The organism is Streptomyces smaragdinus (assembly GCF_009604385.1).
Classification (GTDB): domain Bacteria; phylum Actinomycetota; class Actinomycetes; order Streptomycetales; family Streptomycetaceae; genus Streptomyces; species Streptomyces smaragdinus.
In genome coordinates this window covers 257985-273465 of sequence record NZ_WEGJ01000005.1, presented here as the reverse complement: position 1 = coordinate 273465, position 15481 = coordinate 257985, and the positions used below count along the sequence as shown (strand labels likewise).

Below are 15481 nucleotides of genomic sequence, written 5' to 3'. Positions count from 1 at the left end.
GCGCCACTCGTTGGATAGCGTCGCTATCCATGTTTAGATAGTGCCACTCTCCAACGGAGGGCGCAAGGGCACGGGCGAGGGAAGGGCGTACGAGGGCGCATGCGACTGGCCGAGCTGAGCGAGCGCAGCGGCGTGAGCACCGCGACGATCAAGTACTACCTGCGGGAGGGCCTGCTGCCCCCGGGGCGGCGGGTGAGCGCCACACAGGCCGAGTACGACGAGGAGCATCTGCGCCGGCTGCGGCTGGTCCGGGCCCTGATCCAGGTGGGCCGGGTGCAGGTGGCCGCCGCGCGTGAGGTGCTGGCCGCGGTCGACGACGAGGAGCAGGAGCACAACAACCGGCTCGGCGCCGCCGTCTGGGCGCTGCCGCACGGTCCGGAGCCGGACGAGTCGGCGCCGGAGACCGCGGCGGCGCGCCGGGAGGCCGGCCGGCTGCTGGAGGCGATGGGCTGGACGTTCGCCCGGGGGCTCGGCGACGAGTCGCCCGCGTTCCGGATGCTCGTGGCGGCGGTGGCCGGGCTGGCGCGGCTGGGCTATCCGTACGACGTGGCACACCTCACGCCGTACGCCCGGGCGGCGCAGGGGCTGGCGGGGCCGGAGCTGTCGCTGATCGCGTCGTACGAGTCGCCGGCGGAGCAGGTGGAGGCGGTGGTGGCGCTCACGGTGCTGTTCGAGCCGGTACTGCTGGCGCTGCGCCGGCTGGCGGAGGCGGAGGAGTCGGCCCGCCGCTTCCCGGGGCCGACGACGGAGGCGGTGCGGCGGGCGGTTGCGGATGCGGAGGCGGGCGAATGAACGTAGCATTTACGTGCATTCTGCGCGATTCCGTCCGCGTCGGGGTTCCCGGCGGAACCGCCGTTCGGCCGGGGGTCCGGGGGGTTGCCCCCGGGAAGGCAGTGGAGGTCGGGCATGCTCGGAATCCGTAAGGCGGCTGTACCCGCCGCTCTGTGCGCCCTCGCGTTCGGCGGGTCCGCCGTGGCCGCCGACGACAACGGGGTCGGCGAGCTCGGGGCCAGGGGGATCGTCCGCGAGGCGCGGGACGCCTTCGGCACGGCCGGCTCGATGCACGCGAGGATGACCGGCGAGGGGCTGCCCGACGGGATCCCCGCGGCGTGGGACCTGCGGCTCGACGACCGGGGCCGGTGCACCGGGCGGGTGTGGCTGAAGCCGGGGAAGGCGGGCGTCGAGGTGCTGCGGCAGGGCGAGGACCTGTGGCTGCGGCCGGACGCGGAGTGGCTCGCGGTGAAGTTCCCCGGGCTGCCGGCGGACGTCCGGAAGGCGCTGCTGGACGGCACCTATCTGCACGTACCGGCCACGCATCCCGCCGCCGCCGAGGTGGCCCAGTTCTGCGATCTGGACGCCCTGCGCGGCCAGATGCGCCAGTTCCCGGCGCCCACCGCCGGCACCCCGCTGGACAAGGGCGGCACGGCCACGGTGGACGGCACGCCCGTGGTCGATGTGTCGGCGGAGCAGGGCGGCACCGAGAACCACGTCTACGTGGCCACCGAGGGCACCCCGTATCCGCTGCGCACGACGAGCACCACCGACGACGGCACGATGGCGCTGACGATCACGATGTCGGAGTTCGACGAGCCGGTCACGGTGAAGCCGCCCCCGGCCGGCCGCACGATCGACCTGGGCGTGGCCCCGGGCTGAGCCCGGCCGCCGCTACTCCCCCGTCCGCCCGTCCACGGACTCACGGACGAGGTCCGCGTGGCCGTTGTGCCGGGCGTACTCCTCGATCATGTGGCACAGGATCCAGCGCAGGCTCGGCGACCGCCCGTCCCGCCAGCCGCGGCGGGCCGGCTGCCCGGGTCCGCCGTCGCGCAGGGCCTCGGCGACGCGGTCACGGGACCGGGCGACCGAGGCGTCCCACAGGGCGCGCAGCTCGCCGGGGGTGTCCCCGGCCGCCGAGTGCCAGTCCCAGTCGGCGTCCGCCGCCCAGTCGACGGTGTCCCACGGCGCCGGATACGGGGCGTCGGCCAGCATCCGCGTGAACCAGTGGTCCTCCACGTAGGCCAGATGCTTGAGCATCCCGCCCAGCGTCATCGACGAGGCCGCGACGGACACGTCCAGACCGGCCGCGTCCAGATCCGCGCACTTCCACGCGAACGTCGCCCGCTGGAAGTCGAGGAACCCGAGCAGCGTCGCCGTCTCCCCGGCCGCCACCGGCGGTTCGGGGCGGCCGTGCTCGTCGACCTGCGCCATCCGCTCCTCGTCGGCGAGGAAGGCCCGTACCCGCTCGCCGAGCAGCTCCGCCGCCGCCTTGTCGTACGAGTCGAGGGAGCTGTCGGCAAAGATGTGCCGCTCGCCGGGGTAGAGGAACAGCTCCGCCTCCCCCGTCCCCGCCACCAGCGCCCGCGCCGCGTCGATGTCGCCGTCCTCGGTGAAGAACGGGTCGGCGTCCATCGCGTGCACCTGCACCGGCACCCCCGCCGGCCACGCGGCGGAGAACTCCGTCACCGGCACACAGGCGTCGAACAGAAGCGCCCCCCGCGCCCCCGCCCGGGTCTGCGCGAGCCGCTGCGCCGGCATCGCCCCGATCGAGAACCCGGCGTACACCACCTCCGGCCGCAGCCCCTCGGCCGCCCGCACCCCGCGCTCACGCAGCTCGCCGAAGCCGATCTCCCCCGCGTGGGCGACGCCCTCCTCGAGGGTGCCGAAGGTCCGGCCCTCGTACAGGTCCGGCGTATGCACGGTGTGCCCGGCGGCCCGCAGCCCGTCCGCGAACGCGACGATCCCGGGGGTCAGCCCGCAGGCGTGGTGGAAGAGCACGATCTCGGCCATGGCGCATCACCCTTCGTCGGATAACTGGCACCCTAACGAAGGGGTACGACAACGCCGGACCCCCGCCCGGGGAGGAAGGGCGGGGGTCCGGCGTCGTACGGGAGGGTCAGCCCTGCCAGCTGTGCGGCGCGCGGAAGCCGGGCGTGCGCTCCAGCCGGCGCCAGCGGGCGGAGCCCGGGTGGCGGGGGGCGGCGGCCGGGCGGCTCGCGGCGCGGGCGAGCAGCACCGCGGTGAGGGCGGCGAGCTCCTCCTCGCTGGCGGAGCCCTTCTCGACACGGACCAGGTTGGCCGACGCGGCCTCAGAGCTCACGTTCTTCTCCATATCCACATCTCCAAAGTGGGCCGGGCGGGTTACGGCGGGGTCGACCGCGGATGACGTCACTGCGGCGGGTTGCCGTGCTTGCGGGACGGCAGGTCGGCGTGCTTCGTCCGCAGCATGGCCAGCGAGCGGATCAGGACCTCGCGGGTCTGCGCCGGGTCGATGACGTCGTCGACCAGGCCCCGCTCGGCCGCGTAGTACGGGTGCATCAGCTCGGCCTTGTACTGCTTGACCATCAGGGCGCGCTCGGCGTCCGGGTCGTCGGCCTCGGCGATCTGCTTGCGGAAGATGACGTTGGCGGCGCCCTCGGCGCCCATCACGGCGATCTCGTTGGTGGGCCACGCGTACGTCAGGTCGGCGCCGATGGACTGCGAGTCCATGACGATGTACGCGCCGCCGTAGGCCTTGCGCAGGACGATCGAGATCCGCGGGACGGTGGCGTTGCAGTAGGCGTAGAGCAGCTTCGCCCCGTGCCGGATGATCCCGCCGTGCTCCTGGCTGACGCCGGGCAGGAAGCCGGGGACGTCCAGCAGCGTGACGATCGGGATGTTGAACGCGTCGCACATCTGGACGAAGCGGGCGGCCTTCTCGCTCGCCTCGATGTCCAGCACGCCGGCCAGGGTGGACGGCTGGTTGGCGATGATGCCGACGACCTGGCCGTCGAAGCGGGCCAGCGCGCAGATGATGTTGCGCGCCCAGCGCTCGTGGACCTCGAGGAAGTCGCCGTCGTCGACGATCTCCTCGATGACCTTGTGCATGTCGTACGGCCGGTTCCCGTCGGCGGGCACCAGGTCGAACAGCACGTCGCCGCGCCGGTCCGCCGGGTCCTGGGACTCCACCGGCGGCGGGTTCTCCCGGTTGTTCTGCGGGAGCATCGACAGCAGGTAGCGCACCTCCTCCAGGCACGTCACCTCGTCGTCGTACGCGAAGTGCGCCACCCCGGAGGTCTCGGCGTGCACGTCCGCGCCGCCCAGGCCGTTCTGCGAGATCTCCTCACCGGTGACCGCGCGGACCACGTCCGGGCCGGTGATGAACATCTGCGAGGTCTCGCGGACCATGAACACGAAGTCGGTGAGCGCCGGCGAGTAGGCCGCGCCGCCCGCGCAGGGGCCGAGCATCACGCTGATCTGCGGGATGACCCCGGAGGCGCGGGTGTTGCGCTGGAAGATGCCGCCGTAGCCGGCGAGGGCGGAGACGCCCTCCTGGATGCGGGCGCCGGCGCCGTCGTTGAGGGAGACCAGCGGGGCACCGGCCGAGATGGCCATGTCCATGATCTTGTGGATCTTGGTGGCGTGGGCCTCGCCGAGGGCGCCGCCAAAGATCCGGAAGTCGTGTGCGTAGACGAACACCGTACGGCCGTGCACGGTGCCCCAGCCGGTGATGACGCCGTCGGTGTAGGGCTTCTTGCCCTCCAGGCCGAACCCGGTCGCCCGGTGCCGGCGCAGCGTCTCCACCTCGTGGAAGGAGCCCTCGTCGAGCAGGAGGCCGATGCGTTCGCGTGCGGTGAGCTTGCCCTTGGCCTTCTGGGCCGCGGTGGCTCGCTCGGACGGCCCGGCGAACGCCCGCTCGCGGATCCGGTGCAGCTCGGCGGCGCGCCCGCGGGCCTCGTTCGTCTCTGCGGGGGCGTCATCGAGAGTGGTCATACGAAGACGGTACGGCGCCCGGGCCGCCGATCCCGATGTCGGATCCCTACAACGTCCGGACGCAAAGACTGCGCAGGGAACACACATACCCATGGAGAGTCCCCCACACCAGCCAACTAACGGGGGCGCACCCCTGTGGGCCTCTCACAAAAGAGTGGCCGGTCAGGGGGCCGAGCGGGTGACGGCTCAGCGTGACCCGCGGGCCCGGCGCACGCCCGTCGCGGCGGGCTCGGGCTGGGCGAGGGCGCCGGAGGTGAGCCGCTCCAGCACGCTCAGGAAGACCTCCCGTTCCGCCTCGGGAATGGCGCCGAGCACCTCCCCGTGCACCCGGTCGACGATCTCCTGCCCCTGCTCGGCGGTGCGCCGTCCGGCCTCGGTGACCTCGATAATGCGGGCCCGGCGGTCGGTGGCGGAGGGCCGGCGCTCGGCCAGGCCGGCCTTCTCCAGCTTGTCGACGGTGGTGACCATCGTGGTCTTGTCCAGATGCGCCAGCTCCGCGAGCTGGATCTGGGTCCGCTCCTCCTGCAGCGCGTGCACGAGGACGCACTGCTCGCGCTGCGAGATGCCGGCCTCGGCGAGGGCGGCGGTGAGCTTGGTGTTCAGCACATGACCGGCGTGCATGAGGCTGCCGGTCAGGTCCAGGACGGTGTTGCCGGGGGCGCGTGCGGTCATGGGACCAAGGTAGCGCACAGGACAATCCGGATGCGGATCGGAAATTAAGAGATAGTCCAGTAGCGGATTATCTGTTACGGTCACGCCATGACCGCAGACAGCGTCACCCTCGAATCGGTCCCCGTCCGCTCCCGTTGGCTCGCCCTCGCGGTGATCAGCACCGGAGCGCTGATGATCATCCTGGACGGCAGCATCGTCACCGTCGCCCTGCCGGCCATCCAGCGGGATCTGGGCTTCACCCCCGCCGGACTGACCTGGACCCTGAACGCGTACATGATCGCCTTCGGCGGTCTGCTGCTCCTGGCCGGACGGCTCGGCGACCTGGTCGGCCGCAAGAACGTCTTCCTCGCCGGGCTCGCCCTCTTCACCCTCGCCTCCCTGGCCGGCGGGCTGGCCGCCGAGCCCTGGATGCTCGTCGCCGCCCGGTTCCTGCAGGGCGTCGGCGGCGCGCTGAGCTCGGCCGTCGGACTCGGCATGGTCGTCACCCTGTTCCCCGAGCCGGCGGAACGGACCCGGGCCATGGGCGTCTTCGCCTTCACCGGCGCGGCGGGCGCCTCCATCGGACAGGTGCTGGGCGGGGTGCTCACCGACGCCCTCAGCTGGCACTGGATCTTCTTCATCAACCTGCCGATCGGCCTGGCCACCGCCCTCCTCGCCGCCCGCGTCCTGCCCGCCGACCGGGGCCTGGGCCGCAAGGCAGGCGCCGACGCCCCGGGCGCCGTGCTCGTCACCGCCGGGCTGATGCTGGGCGTCTACACGATCGTGCGCACCGAGCACTACGGCTGGGCCTCGGCGCACACCCTGGTCCTCGGCGCCGTGTCCCTGCTGCTGATCGCCGCATTCGTCCGCCGGCAGGCCACGGTGGCCGCCCCGCTGCTCCCGCTGCACGTCTTCCGCTCCCGTGACGTCGCCGGGGCGAACGTCGTCCAGCTGCTGGTGATCGGCGGGATGTTCTCGTTCCAGGTGATCGTCGCCCTGTACATGCAGCAGGTGCTCGGCTACGGCGCCGGGAAGACGGGCCTGGCGATGCTGCCGGCCGCGCTGATGATCGGCGCCGTGTCCCTGGGGCTGTCGGCGCGGCTGATGAACGCGTACGGCCCGCGTGCGGTGCTGCTGACGGGCCTGGCCCTGCTGACCATTGCCCTCGGCCTGCTGCTGCGTACCCCCGCGACGGACGCGGTGTTCGTCCGCGATCTGCTGCCGACGATGCTGCTGATCAGCGGGGGCGGGCTGGTCCTGCCGTCGATGATGACGCTCGGCATGTCGGCCGCCCGCCCCGAGGACGCGGGGGTCGTCTCGGGGCTGTTCAACACCGGCCAGTCCGTCGGCTCGGCGCTGGGCGTCGCGGTGCTGTCCACCCTGGCGGCGGGGCGCACGCGGTCACTGCTGGCGTCCGGCCACAGCCGGGCCGAGGCCCTGACCGGCGGCTTCCATCTGGCGTTCGCCATCAGTACGGCCCTGGTCCTGACGGCCGCCGTCCTCGCGCTGACGGTCCTGCGGCCGGAGCGCGGGAAGGCGGCCGTCTGATGCCGGCCCTACGCCTCGTCCGCCGCCACCCCGGCCCGCAGCAGGCCGAAGGTGTACGCGTCGACCAGCGCCTGCCAGGACGCCGCGATGATGTTGTCGCCGACGCCCACCGTCGACCACTCCGTCCGGCCGTCGCTGGTGGTGACCAGGACGCGGGTCGTGGACTGGGAGCCGTGCGTGCCCTCCAGGATGCGGACCTTGTAGTCGACGAGCTCGAAGCCCGCCAGCTCCCGGTGGATCCGCTCCAGCGCCACCCGCAGCGCCCGGTCCAGGGCGTTGACGGGGCCGTTGCCCTCGGCGGTGGCGATGATGCGCTCGCCCTTGGCCCAGAGCTTGACGGTGGCCTCGATGGCGTGGGTGCCGTCCGGCCGGTACTCGGTGATGGCGCGCCACGACTCGGTGCGGAAGTACCGCAGCGGGCGGCGCGCCACCTCCTCGCGCAGCAGCAGCTCGAAGGAGGCGTCCGCCGCCTCGTAGGTGTAGCCGCGCAGCTCGGCCTGCTTGATCCGCTCGACCACCCGGCCGACGAGCTCGCGGTCGCCGCCGAGGTCGACGCCGAGCTCCTTGCCCTTGAGCTCGACGGACGCCCGGCCGGCCATGTCGGAGACCAGCATCCGCATGGTGTTGCCGACCCGCTCGGGGTCGGTGTGCTGGTAGAGGTCCGGGTCCACCTTGATCGCGGAGGCGTGCAGTCCGGCCTTGTGCGCGAAGGCCGAGACACCGACGTACGGCTGGTGGGTGGAGGGGGCGAGGTTGACAACCTCGGCGATGGCGTGCGAGATACGGGTCATCTCGCGCAGCGCGCCGGGCGGCAGCACCCGCCGGTCGTACTTGAGCTCGAGGGCGGCGACGACGGGGAAGAGGTTCGCGTTGCCGACCCGCTCGCCGTAGCCGTTCGCCGTGCACTGCACGTGGGTGGCGCCGGCGTCGACGGCGGCGAGGGTGTTGGCGACGGCGCAGCCCGTGTCGTCCTGGGCGTGCATGCCGATGCGGGCGCCGGTGTCGGCGATCACCTCGGACACCACGGCGTGCACCCCGGCCGGCAGCATGCCGCCGTTGGTGTCGCACAGGACGACGACATCGGCGCCGGCCTCGGCGGCGGTGCGGACCACGGACTTGGCGTAGTCGGGGTTGGCCTTGAAGCCGTCGAAGAAGTGCTCGCAGTCGACGAACACCCGGCGGCCCTGCCCGCTCAGGTACGACACCGTGTCGCGGACCATCGCCAGGTTCTCGTCGAGAGTGGTGCGCAGCGCCAGTTCCACATGGCGGTCATGTGACTTGGCGACCAGGCAGATGACGGGGGCCTTGGCCTCCAGCAGCGCGGCGACCTGCGCGTCTTCCTCCACCGCGACGCCGGCCTTGCGGGTGGAGCCGAACGCCACCAGCTGGGCGTGCCGGAAGTCGACCTCGTCCACGGCCCGGCGGAAGAACTCGGTGTCCCGCGGTACGGCCCCGGGCCAGCCGCCCTCGATGAAGCCGACGCCGAACTCGTCCAGCTGCCGGGCGATGGTGAGCTTGTCCGCCACGGAGAGGTTGATGCCCTCGCGCTGCGCGCCGTCGCGCAGGGTGGTGTCGAAGACGTGGAAGGAATCGTCGGGTCGCTCGGGGGTGGCGTTCATGGGGAGGCTCCAAACAGGGCTGCTGCGTCCATCGGGTGCTGTCCGTCGATGCCGGTCCGCATCCCAGACCTTCGCCGCTTCGTCCGCCGGTAAAGGTGGCCGGTAAACGAAAAGACCCCTCGTTGGTCACGAGAGGTCTGCGCGCGGGTCTGAGTCACCGTGTCCGCCGGCCGCACCGTTCGGGTGCGGATCGGGCGGTCACTGCGGACCGGCGCGCCTGCTGCCAATAATCGTGGCGAAGGTCGGCACATCGGAAGTCTCGCACATCCCGCCCCAAGCGGCCCGGCCGTCTCATCATGCGGTCGCGTGTCGCCGGGGCCCAGGTCAAAGCCCCGGCGGGTGGTGCTCCGCCGGGGCTTTTCGCCGTACGGGAGTCAGCGGCCGAGGCGGTGCATCCAGCCGTGCCCATCGGGGGCCTCGCCGGTCTGGATGTCCAGGAGCGCCTTGCGCAGCTGCGCGGTGATCGGGCCCGTACCGCCGTCGCCGACGGTCCACGAGGCGCGGGTCGACTTCACCGAACCGACGGGGGTGATGACGGCGGCGGTGCCGCAGGCGAACACCTCGGAGATGGTGCCGTCGGCGTTGCCCTGCTGCCACTCCTCCTTGGAGATCCGGCGCTCGGCGGTCTTGTACCCCAGGTCGCCGGCGATGCGCAGCAGCGAGTCGCGGGTGATGCCGGGCAGCAGCGTGCCGGTGAGCTCCGGCGTGACGATGGTGGCGTCCGTACCCGTCCCCTCGACGAAGTACAGGTTCATGCCGCCCATCTCCTCGATCCAGCGCCGCTCCACCGCGTCCAGCCAGACCACCTGGTCGCAGCCGTGCTCGGCGGCCTGCGCCTGGGCGACCAGCGAGGCGGCGTAGTTGCCGGCGCACTTGGCCTCGCCCGTGCCGCCGGGCGCGGCGCGCACGTACTCCTCGGAGAGCCAGACGGAGACGGGCTTGAGGCCGCCGGAGAAGTAGGCGCCGGCCGGGGAGGCGATGACCATGAAGAGGTACTCGTTGGCCGGGCGCACGCCCAGGCCCACCTCGGTGGCGAACATGAACGGGCGCAGGTACAGCGACTCCTCGCCGCCGCTCGGCACCCACGCCTCGTCCTGCGTGACCAGCGCGTCGATCGCCGCGATGAACGTCTCGACGGGCAGCTCGGGCATCGCCAGCCGGCGCGCGGAGCGCTGGAAGCGCTCGGCGTTGGCCGCGGGGCGGAAGGTGGCGACCGTGCCGTCGGCGCGGCGGTAGGCCTTCAGGCCCTCGAAGATCGACTGCGCGTAGTGCAGCGTCATGTTCGCCGGGTCGATGGACAGCGGCGCGTACGGCTGGAGCTGCGCGTCGTGCCAGCCCCGGCCCTCGGTCCACTTGATGGTGACCATGTGGTCCGTGAAGTGCCGGCCGAACCCGGGGGCGGCCAGGATCGCCTCCCGCTCCGCGTCGGACGTGGGGTGTGCCGAGGGCTTGAGTTCGATCGCCGTCGTCATAGTCAGGTGTCCTTCACCGTTACGTCTGTGGCGGACCGCGCCCAGTACTAGGACGTCCGAGCTTTCCTTCGTGCCGCGGCCCCGTCTCCGATTATCTACGGGGACGGGGCGGCGCGGCCAAGCAGGGTGGCGCGGCCCGAGGGTCATCGTCGCACCGACCGCCGCGGAGCGCAGCAGTCGGCTCAGCCGGGCTTTAGTTCCCCCTCACGGGGAACGGGTCGGCCTGACCGTCGGGGCGGCTGTGGGTACGGGAGCCCCCGGCGGTCAGCCGGATACTCGGGCGGCGAGCGCGTCGCCGATCTCGTCCGTCGTACGGGCGGCGGCGCCCGCGCGCCCGGCGAGGTCGGCGGCGACCGCGTCCTCGATCCGGCCGGCCTCGGCCTCGTGGCCGAGGTGGCGCAGCAGCAGGGCGACCGAGAGGATCGTGGCCGTCGGGTCGGCCTTGCCGGTGCCGGCGATGTCCGGGGCCGAGCCGTGGACGGGCTCGAACATCGACGGGAAGGTGCCGTCCGGGTTGATGTTGCCGGAGGCCGCGAGCCCGATACCGCCGGTGACGGCGGCGGCGAGGTCGGTGATGATGTCGCCGAAGAGGTTGTCGGTGACGATCACGTCGAACCGGCCCGGGTCGTTCACCAGGAAGATCGTGGCGGCGTCGACGTGCAGATAGTCCGTGGTGACGTCGGGGAACTCGGTGGCGACCCGGTCGAAGATGTTCTTCCACAGGTGGCCGGCGTAGACCAGCACGTTGTTCTTGTGGACGAGGGTCAGCTTCCTGCGCGGGCGGGCCTGGGCGCGGGCGAAGGCGTCGCGGACGACGCGCTCCACGCCGTAGGCGGTGTTCACGCTGACCTCGGTGGCGACCTCGGCGGGCGTACCGGTGCGCAGCGAGCCGCCGTTGCCGGTGTACGGGCCCTCGGTGCCCTCGCGGACCACGACGAAGTCGATCTCCGGGTCGCCGGCGAGCGGCGTGACGGCGCTCGGGAGGAGCTTCGACGGGCGGAGGTTCACGTAGTGGTCGAACGCGAAGCGGAGCTTGAGGAGCAGGCCGCGCTCGAGTACGCCGGAGGGCACGGAGGGGTCGCCGATGGCGCCGAGGAGGATCGCGTCGTGGTTCTTGAGGCGGTCCAGCTCGGCGTCGGGGAGGGTCTCCCCGGTGGCGTGCCAGCGCTTGGCCCCGAGATCGTAGGTCTCGGTCTCCAGCTTCACGTCGTGCGGGAGAACGGCCGTGAGGACCTTCAGGCCCTGGGCCACGACTTCCCGGCCGATACCGTCACCGGGGATCACTGCGAGGCTGATGGTGCGAGACATGGGGGAACCCTACGCCTCGCGTCCACAGGATGACACCGGCGTCCGCCATGTGGACGGCTCGCGCCGGGGGCCGCGTACGGCCGGGTGGGCGCCCGCGCTTCGGCGCCGGGCGCGGGGGCGCGCCGGGCGGGCCCGTAAAACCGCAGGTCGCAGAAGATCTCGTCTCACATAGTAGGAAGTCCGAGTATCCGACGGGACAGAAATGCTTGGACGCCCTACTTTTGTATGTAGCCGGAATGCATCGTCGCCCCACCAGCGACCGCGGTCGAGCCCAGACGCCCCGCGCAGGTCACCCCCTGCGGCGTCCGTCTCCCGCCGTAACGGCCGTCCCCCTGCTTCGCGTCACCGTCCGAGGAGACGACCATGGCCCCCACCACCGCCACGCCCGTCCGCCGCCACCGCCACGCCGGCCACACCGCCGAGGCCCGCGCCCGCAAGGAGGCCGCCGCGGCCCTGCAGCGCGCCCTCGACCGCCGCGACAACGGCGGCGTCACGGGTCACTGAGGCCCCGGCTTCCGCCACACCAACGAGTACCGCCACAGCAGTCCGCGGCGGTAGCGCACCCCCGGCAGGACGCGCCGCGCCTCGGCGCGCACCCGGGCGTACGACATCCCGGGGTGGATCGCGGCCACCGAGCAGGCGAAGTCGTTGCCGCAGCCCACGTCGAGGGCCTCGCGGCAGCCGGTCCTGGGCCGCCGCCCACCAGCCGGTGGTGTACGCCGAGCGGTTCTCCTGCCAGTCGGCGAACGGCAGGCTCCGCGGGGCGGGATGGCCGGCCGGGTGGACCGGGGCGTGCGACTCCTCGGCCGGCTGGGTGGGGGTCCGGGTTTGTGCGGCGTCGGCCGCCGGCTCCCCGCGCCTGCGGCGCGGGGCGGTTGCCCACCCACGGCCGCCCGTTTCGGGGTGACGGGGCCGGCGTAGCCGGCGGGGGGTGGGGCATCGGATGTGGAGCGTTTCTGCGGCGCTGCGCGCCTTGGGGCAGCGAGCGGAGGGCGGGGCGCTGCGCGCCTCGCAGTGGGGGAAGCCGCTGGCGCGGCTTCGGATGCGGAGTGAGGCGTCGGCGCTGCGCGCCGCCGGGCCGACGGCTGCGGGGGGCAACCGTACGAGGGCCTGCGCCCCGGCGGATTCCCCCACGGATGGCGGGCTGGAGGGAGCGGTGACCAGGGACAATCCGGTAGCCGCCGACGCAGGCAAGGGGACGTTCGACACGCCTGCGCGCGTACGGGAAACGCGCCCGAATGGACCACGACGCGGCAGTACGCGCGTAGGTGTGTCGGGTGGCCCCGACCCCCGGCGTGACGGCGGCGAACCCACCGCCCGGCCGCAGGCCGACAGCGAAGGAGAAACCCCCTATCCAGCCCGCCCGGCGTTTGAGGGCAAGGCGCGCAAGCGCCGACAAAACCCGGCCGGACGGCCGAAAGGACCCCGCCCCCGACCGGGGGGACACCGGACGGGGGCGGAGAAGGGGATGGGCGTGAGCCCAAGGGGCGTCAGCCCATGTGGGGGTAGCGGTAGTCCGTGGGCGGGACCGTCGTCTCCTTGATGGAGCGGGTGGACGTCCACCGCATCAGGTTCTGCGCCGCGCCCGCCTTGTCGTTCGTGCCCGAGGCCCGCCCGCCGCCGAACGGCTGCTGGCCCACGACCGCACCGGTCGGCTTGTCGTTGACGTAGAAGTTGCCCGCCGCGAAGCGCAGCGCCTCACTGGCGTGGGCCACCGCCGCACGGTCCTGCGCGATGACGGCGCCGGTCAGCGCGTACTCGGACACGGACTCCATCTGCGCCAGCATCGCGTCGTACGCCGCGTCCTCGTAGACGTGCACGGCGACGATCGGGCCGAAGTACTCGGTGCGGAAGACCTCGTTCTCCGGGTCCGTGCACACGATGACCGTCGGCCGGACGAAGTACCCGACCGAATCGTCGTACGTACCGCCCGCGACGATCGTGCAGGTCGGATCGGCGGCGGCACGGTCGATGGCCGCCTTGTTCTTGGCGAAGGCCCGCTCGTCGATGAGGGCGGACATGAAGTTGGACAGATCGGTGACGGGCCCCATCGACAGGCCGTCGACCTCCGCCGCCAACTCCTCCGCGAAGCCGTCGTTCCAGATCGACGCCGGCACGTACGCCCGCGACAGCGCCGAGCACTTCTGCCCCTGGAACTCGAACGCGCCCCGGGTGATCGCGGTCTTCAGCACCGCCCGGTCGGCCGACGGGTGCGCGACGAGGAAGTCCTTGCCACCCGTCTCCCCGACGAGCCGCGGATACGTACGGAACTTCTCGATGTTGCCGCCCACCGTCTTCCACAGGTACTGGAAGGTCTTGGTCGACCCGGTGAAGTGGATCCCGGCCAGATCCGGGTGCTCCAGCGCGACCTCGGAGACCGCGACCCCGTCACCGGTGACCAGGTTGATGACGCCCGGCGGCAGCCCCGCCTCCGTCAGCAGCCGCATGAGCAGCACCGCCGCGTGCGTCTGCGTCGGCGACGGCTTCCACACCACGACGTTGCCCATCAGCGCGGGAGCGGTCGGCAGATTGCCGGCGATCGCGGAGAAGTTGAACGGCGTGATCGCGTACACGAAGCCCTCGAGGGGCCGGTGGTCGGTCCGGTTCCACACCCCGGGCGACTGCGCCGGGGGCTGCTCGGCGAGGATCTGCCGGGCGAAGTGGACGTTGAACCGCCAGAAGTCGATGAGCTCGCACGGGCAGTCGATCTCCGCCTGCTGCGCGGTCTTCGACTGCCCCAGCATGGTGGAGGCCGCGAGGGTCTCGCGCCACGGCCCGGCGAGCAGGTCGGCGGCCTTCAGGATGATCGCGGCGCGGTCGTCGAAGGACATCGCGCGCCAGGCGGGCGCGGCGGCCAGGGCGGCGTCGATGGCGTCGCGGGCGTCGGCCTGCGTGGCGTTGGCCGAGGTGCCGAGCACCGCCGCGTGGTCGTGCGGCTGGACCACCCTGAAGGGCTCACCGCCCGCCATCCGCTCCACGCCGCCGATGGTCATCGGCAGGTCGGCCGGGTTCTCGGCCAGCTCCTTGAGCCTGGCCTCCAGCCGGCCGCGCTCGGCGCTGCCGGGCGCGTACGAGTGCACCGGCTCGTTCGCCGGTACGGGGACCTGGGTCACAGCGTCCATGATCTGCTGCAGCTCCTTACGGGTTGAGGGACTTCAGCCGCGGCCGGCCAGAGAACGGACGAAGAACGCGAGGTTCGCCGGGCGCTCCGCGAGGCGCCGCATGAAGTATCCGTACCAGTCGGTGCCGTACGGGACGTAGACACGGACCCGCTGCCCGGCGGCCACCAGGCGCTCCTGCTCCGCCTCGCGGATGCCGTACAGCATCTGGAACTCGTACTCCCCGGCCTTGCGGCCGAAGCGGCGCGCCAGATCCTGGGCGATGGCGATCATGCGCGGGTCGTGCGAGCCGACCATCGGGTACCCGCCGCCGGCCATCAGGATCTTCAGACAGCGCACATACGCCCGGTCCACGTCACGCTTGTCCTGGAAGGCGACGGTCGCGGGCTCCTTGTACGCCCCCTTCACCAGGCGGACGCGCGAGCCGGCCGTCGCCAGCGCCCGGCAGTCCTCCTCGGTGCGGAAGAGGTACGACTGGACGACCGCCCCGGTCTGCGGGAACCGGTCCCGCAGCACGTCGAGGATCGCCAGCGTGGAGTCGACGGTGGTGTGGTCCTCCATGTCGAGGGTCACCGTGGTGTTCGCCTCGGCGGCGGCCTCCACCACGGGGGTGATGTGGGCGAGCGCGATGTCGTGCCCGCCGGCCAGGGCCTGGCCGAACGCGGACAGCTTCACGGACATCTCGGCCCGCGCCCCCAGCGACTCGCCGTGCAGCGCCTCCGCCAGCCGGAGGTACGCGTCGCGGGCGCGCAGGGCCTCGGAGGGGTCGGTGACGTCCTCGCCCAGATGGTCCAGGGTGACCGTCAGCCCCCGGGCGTCGAGTTCGCGTACGACGTCGATGGCGTCGTCGAGCCGCTCGCCGGCCACGAACCGGTCGACGACGGGCCTGGTGACCGGCGCGGCGGCGACGATCTTGCGCATCCGGGCGCTGCGTGACGCGGCGAGGAGCACGGGAGCCAGCACGGGGCACCTCCTGGGGACGGTCTCGGCGCCGGTGCGGCGCGCGCGGTGAACCACC

Annotated in this window: 14 protein-coding genes and 1 pseudogene; 4 read left to right on the top strand and 11 right to left on the bottom strand. The window is 72.4% G+C overall.

The window, feature by feature from the left end:
- Positions 1–99: 99 nt before the first annotated feature.
- Positions 100–792: a MerR family transcriptional regulator gene (locus SRB5_RS11600; protein ID WP_153451545.1), complete on the top strand. Its 693-nt coding sequence runs from the start codon at positions 100–102 to the stop codon at positions 790–792.
- 114 nt (positions 793–906) lie between these two features.
- Positions 907–1653 (top strand): hypothetical protein, encoded by a 747-nt coding sequence (locus SRB5_RS11595; protein ID WP_153451543.1) that lies wholly within the window; start codon positions 907–909, stop codon positions 1651–1653.
- Between the two features lie 12 nt (positions 1654–1665).
- Here the strand turns inward: SRB5_RS11595 and SRB5_RS11590 are convergent, their stop codons facing one another.
- From SRB5_RS11590 to SRB5_RS11570, 5 genes and pseudogenes are all read right to left on the bottom strand, one after another.
- Positions 1666–2205: a DinB family protein gene (locus tag SRB5_RS11590; protein WP_153451714.1), complete on the bottom strand. Its 540-nt coding sequence runs from the start codon at positions 2203–2205 to the stop codon at positions 1666–1668.
- Positions 2206–2217: 12 nt separating this feature from the next.
- Positions 2218–2784, bottom strand: a pseudogene (locus SRB5_RS11585) (dienelactone hydrolase family protein); the annotation flags it as partial.
- A gap of 106 nt (positions 2785–2890) precedes the next feature.
- Positions 2891–3106, bottom strand: coding sequence for an acyl-CoA carboxylase epsilon subunit (locus tag SRB5_RS11580; protein ID WP_153451541.1), 216 nt, complete (start codon positions 3104–3106; stop codon positions 2891–2893).
- Between the two features lie 56 nt (positions 3107–3162).
- Complete coding sequence (locus SRB5_RS11575) at positions 3163–4746, bottom strand: acyl-CoA carboxylase subunit beta (protein ID WP_153451540.1); 1584 nt, start codon at positions 4744–4746, stop codon at positions 3163–3165.
- Positions 4747–4932: 186 nt separating this feature from the next.
- The gene (locus SRB5_RS11570; protein WP_153451538.1) at positions 4933–5418 is read right to left on the bottom strand and encodes a MarR family winged helix-turn-helix transcriptional regulator; all 486 of its coding nucleotides are present in this window, start codon (positions 5416–5418) and stop codon (positions 4933–4935) included.
- 87 nt (positions 5419–5505) lie between these two features.
- Between SRB5_RS11570 and SRB5_RS11565 the strand changes: the two genes are divergently transcribed.
- A complete protein-coding gene (locus SRB5_RS11565) occupies positions 5506–6945 on the top strand; it encodes an MFS transporter (protein WP_153451537.1) in 1440 nt (479 codons plus the stop codon).
- Between the two features lie 8 nt (positions 6946–6953).
- Here the strand turns inward: SRB5_RS11565 and cimA are convergent, their stop codons facing one another.
- From cimA to SRB5_RS11550, 3 genes are all read right to left on the bottom strand, one after another.
- On the bottom strand, positions 6954–8564 hold the full coding sequence (cimA, locus tag SRB5_RS11560; RefSeq protein ID WP_153451535.1) for a citramalate synthase: 1611 nt from the start codon (positions 8562–8564) through the stop codon (positions 6954–6956).
- Between the two features lie 374 nt (positions 8565–8938).
- The gene (locus SRB5_RS11555; protein ID WP_153451533.1) at positions 8939–10036 is read right to left on the bottom strand and encodes a branched-chain amino acid aminotransferase; all 1098 of its coding nucleotides are present in this window, start codon (positions 10034–10036) and stop codon (positions 8939–8941) included.
- 264 nt (positions 10037–10300) lie between these two features.
- The gene (locus SRB5_RS11550) at positions 10301–11344 is read right to left on the bottom strand and encodes a 3-isopropylmalate dehydrogenase (protein WP_153451532.1); all 1044 of its coding nucleotides are present in this window, start codon (positions 11342–11344) and stop codon (positions 10301–10303) included.
- A 363-nt stretch (positions 11345–11707) separates the two neighbouring features.
- Between SRB5_RS11550 and SRB5_RS35860 the strand changes: the two genes are divergently transcribed.
- Entirely contained in the window at positions 11708–11848 is a 141-nt protein-coding gene (locus SRB5_RS35860) for a hypothetical protein (protein ID WP_194292900.1), read from the top strand.
- On the opposite strand, the gene SRB5_RS11545 is transcribed toward SRB5_RS35860, so the two are convergent.
- From SRB5_RS11545 to SRB5_RS11535, 3 genes are all read right to left on the bottom strand, one after another.
- Positions 11842–12006, bottom strand: coding sequence for a hypothetical protein (locus SRB5_RS11545; protein WP_153451530.1), 165 nt, complete (start codon positions 12004–12006; stop codon positions 11842–11844). The genes SRB5_RS35860 and SRB5_RS11545 overlap by 7 nt on opposite strands.
- Before the next feature lie 828 nt (positions 12007–12834).
- A complete protein-coding gene (gene pruA / locus SRB5_RS11540; protein WP_153451528.1) occupies positions 12835–14466 on the bottom strand; it encodes an L-glutamate gamma-semialdehyde dehydrogenase in 1632 nt (543 codons plus the stop codon).
- 33 nt (positions 14467–14499) lie between these two features.
- Positions 14500–15426: a proline dehydrogenase family protein gene (locus SRB5_RS11535; protein ID WP_323377736.1), complete on the bottom strand. Its 927-nt coding sequence runs from the start codon at positions 15424–15426 to the stop codon at positions 14500–14502.
- Positions 15427–15481 lie beyond the last annotated feature (55 nt).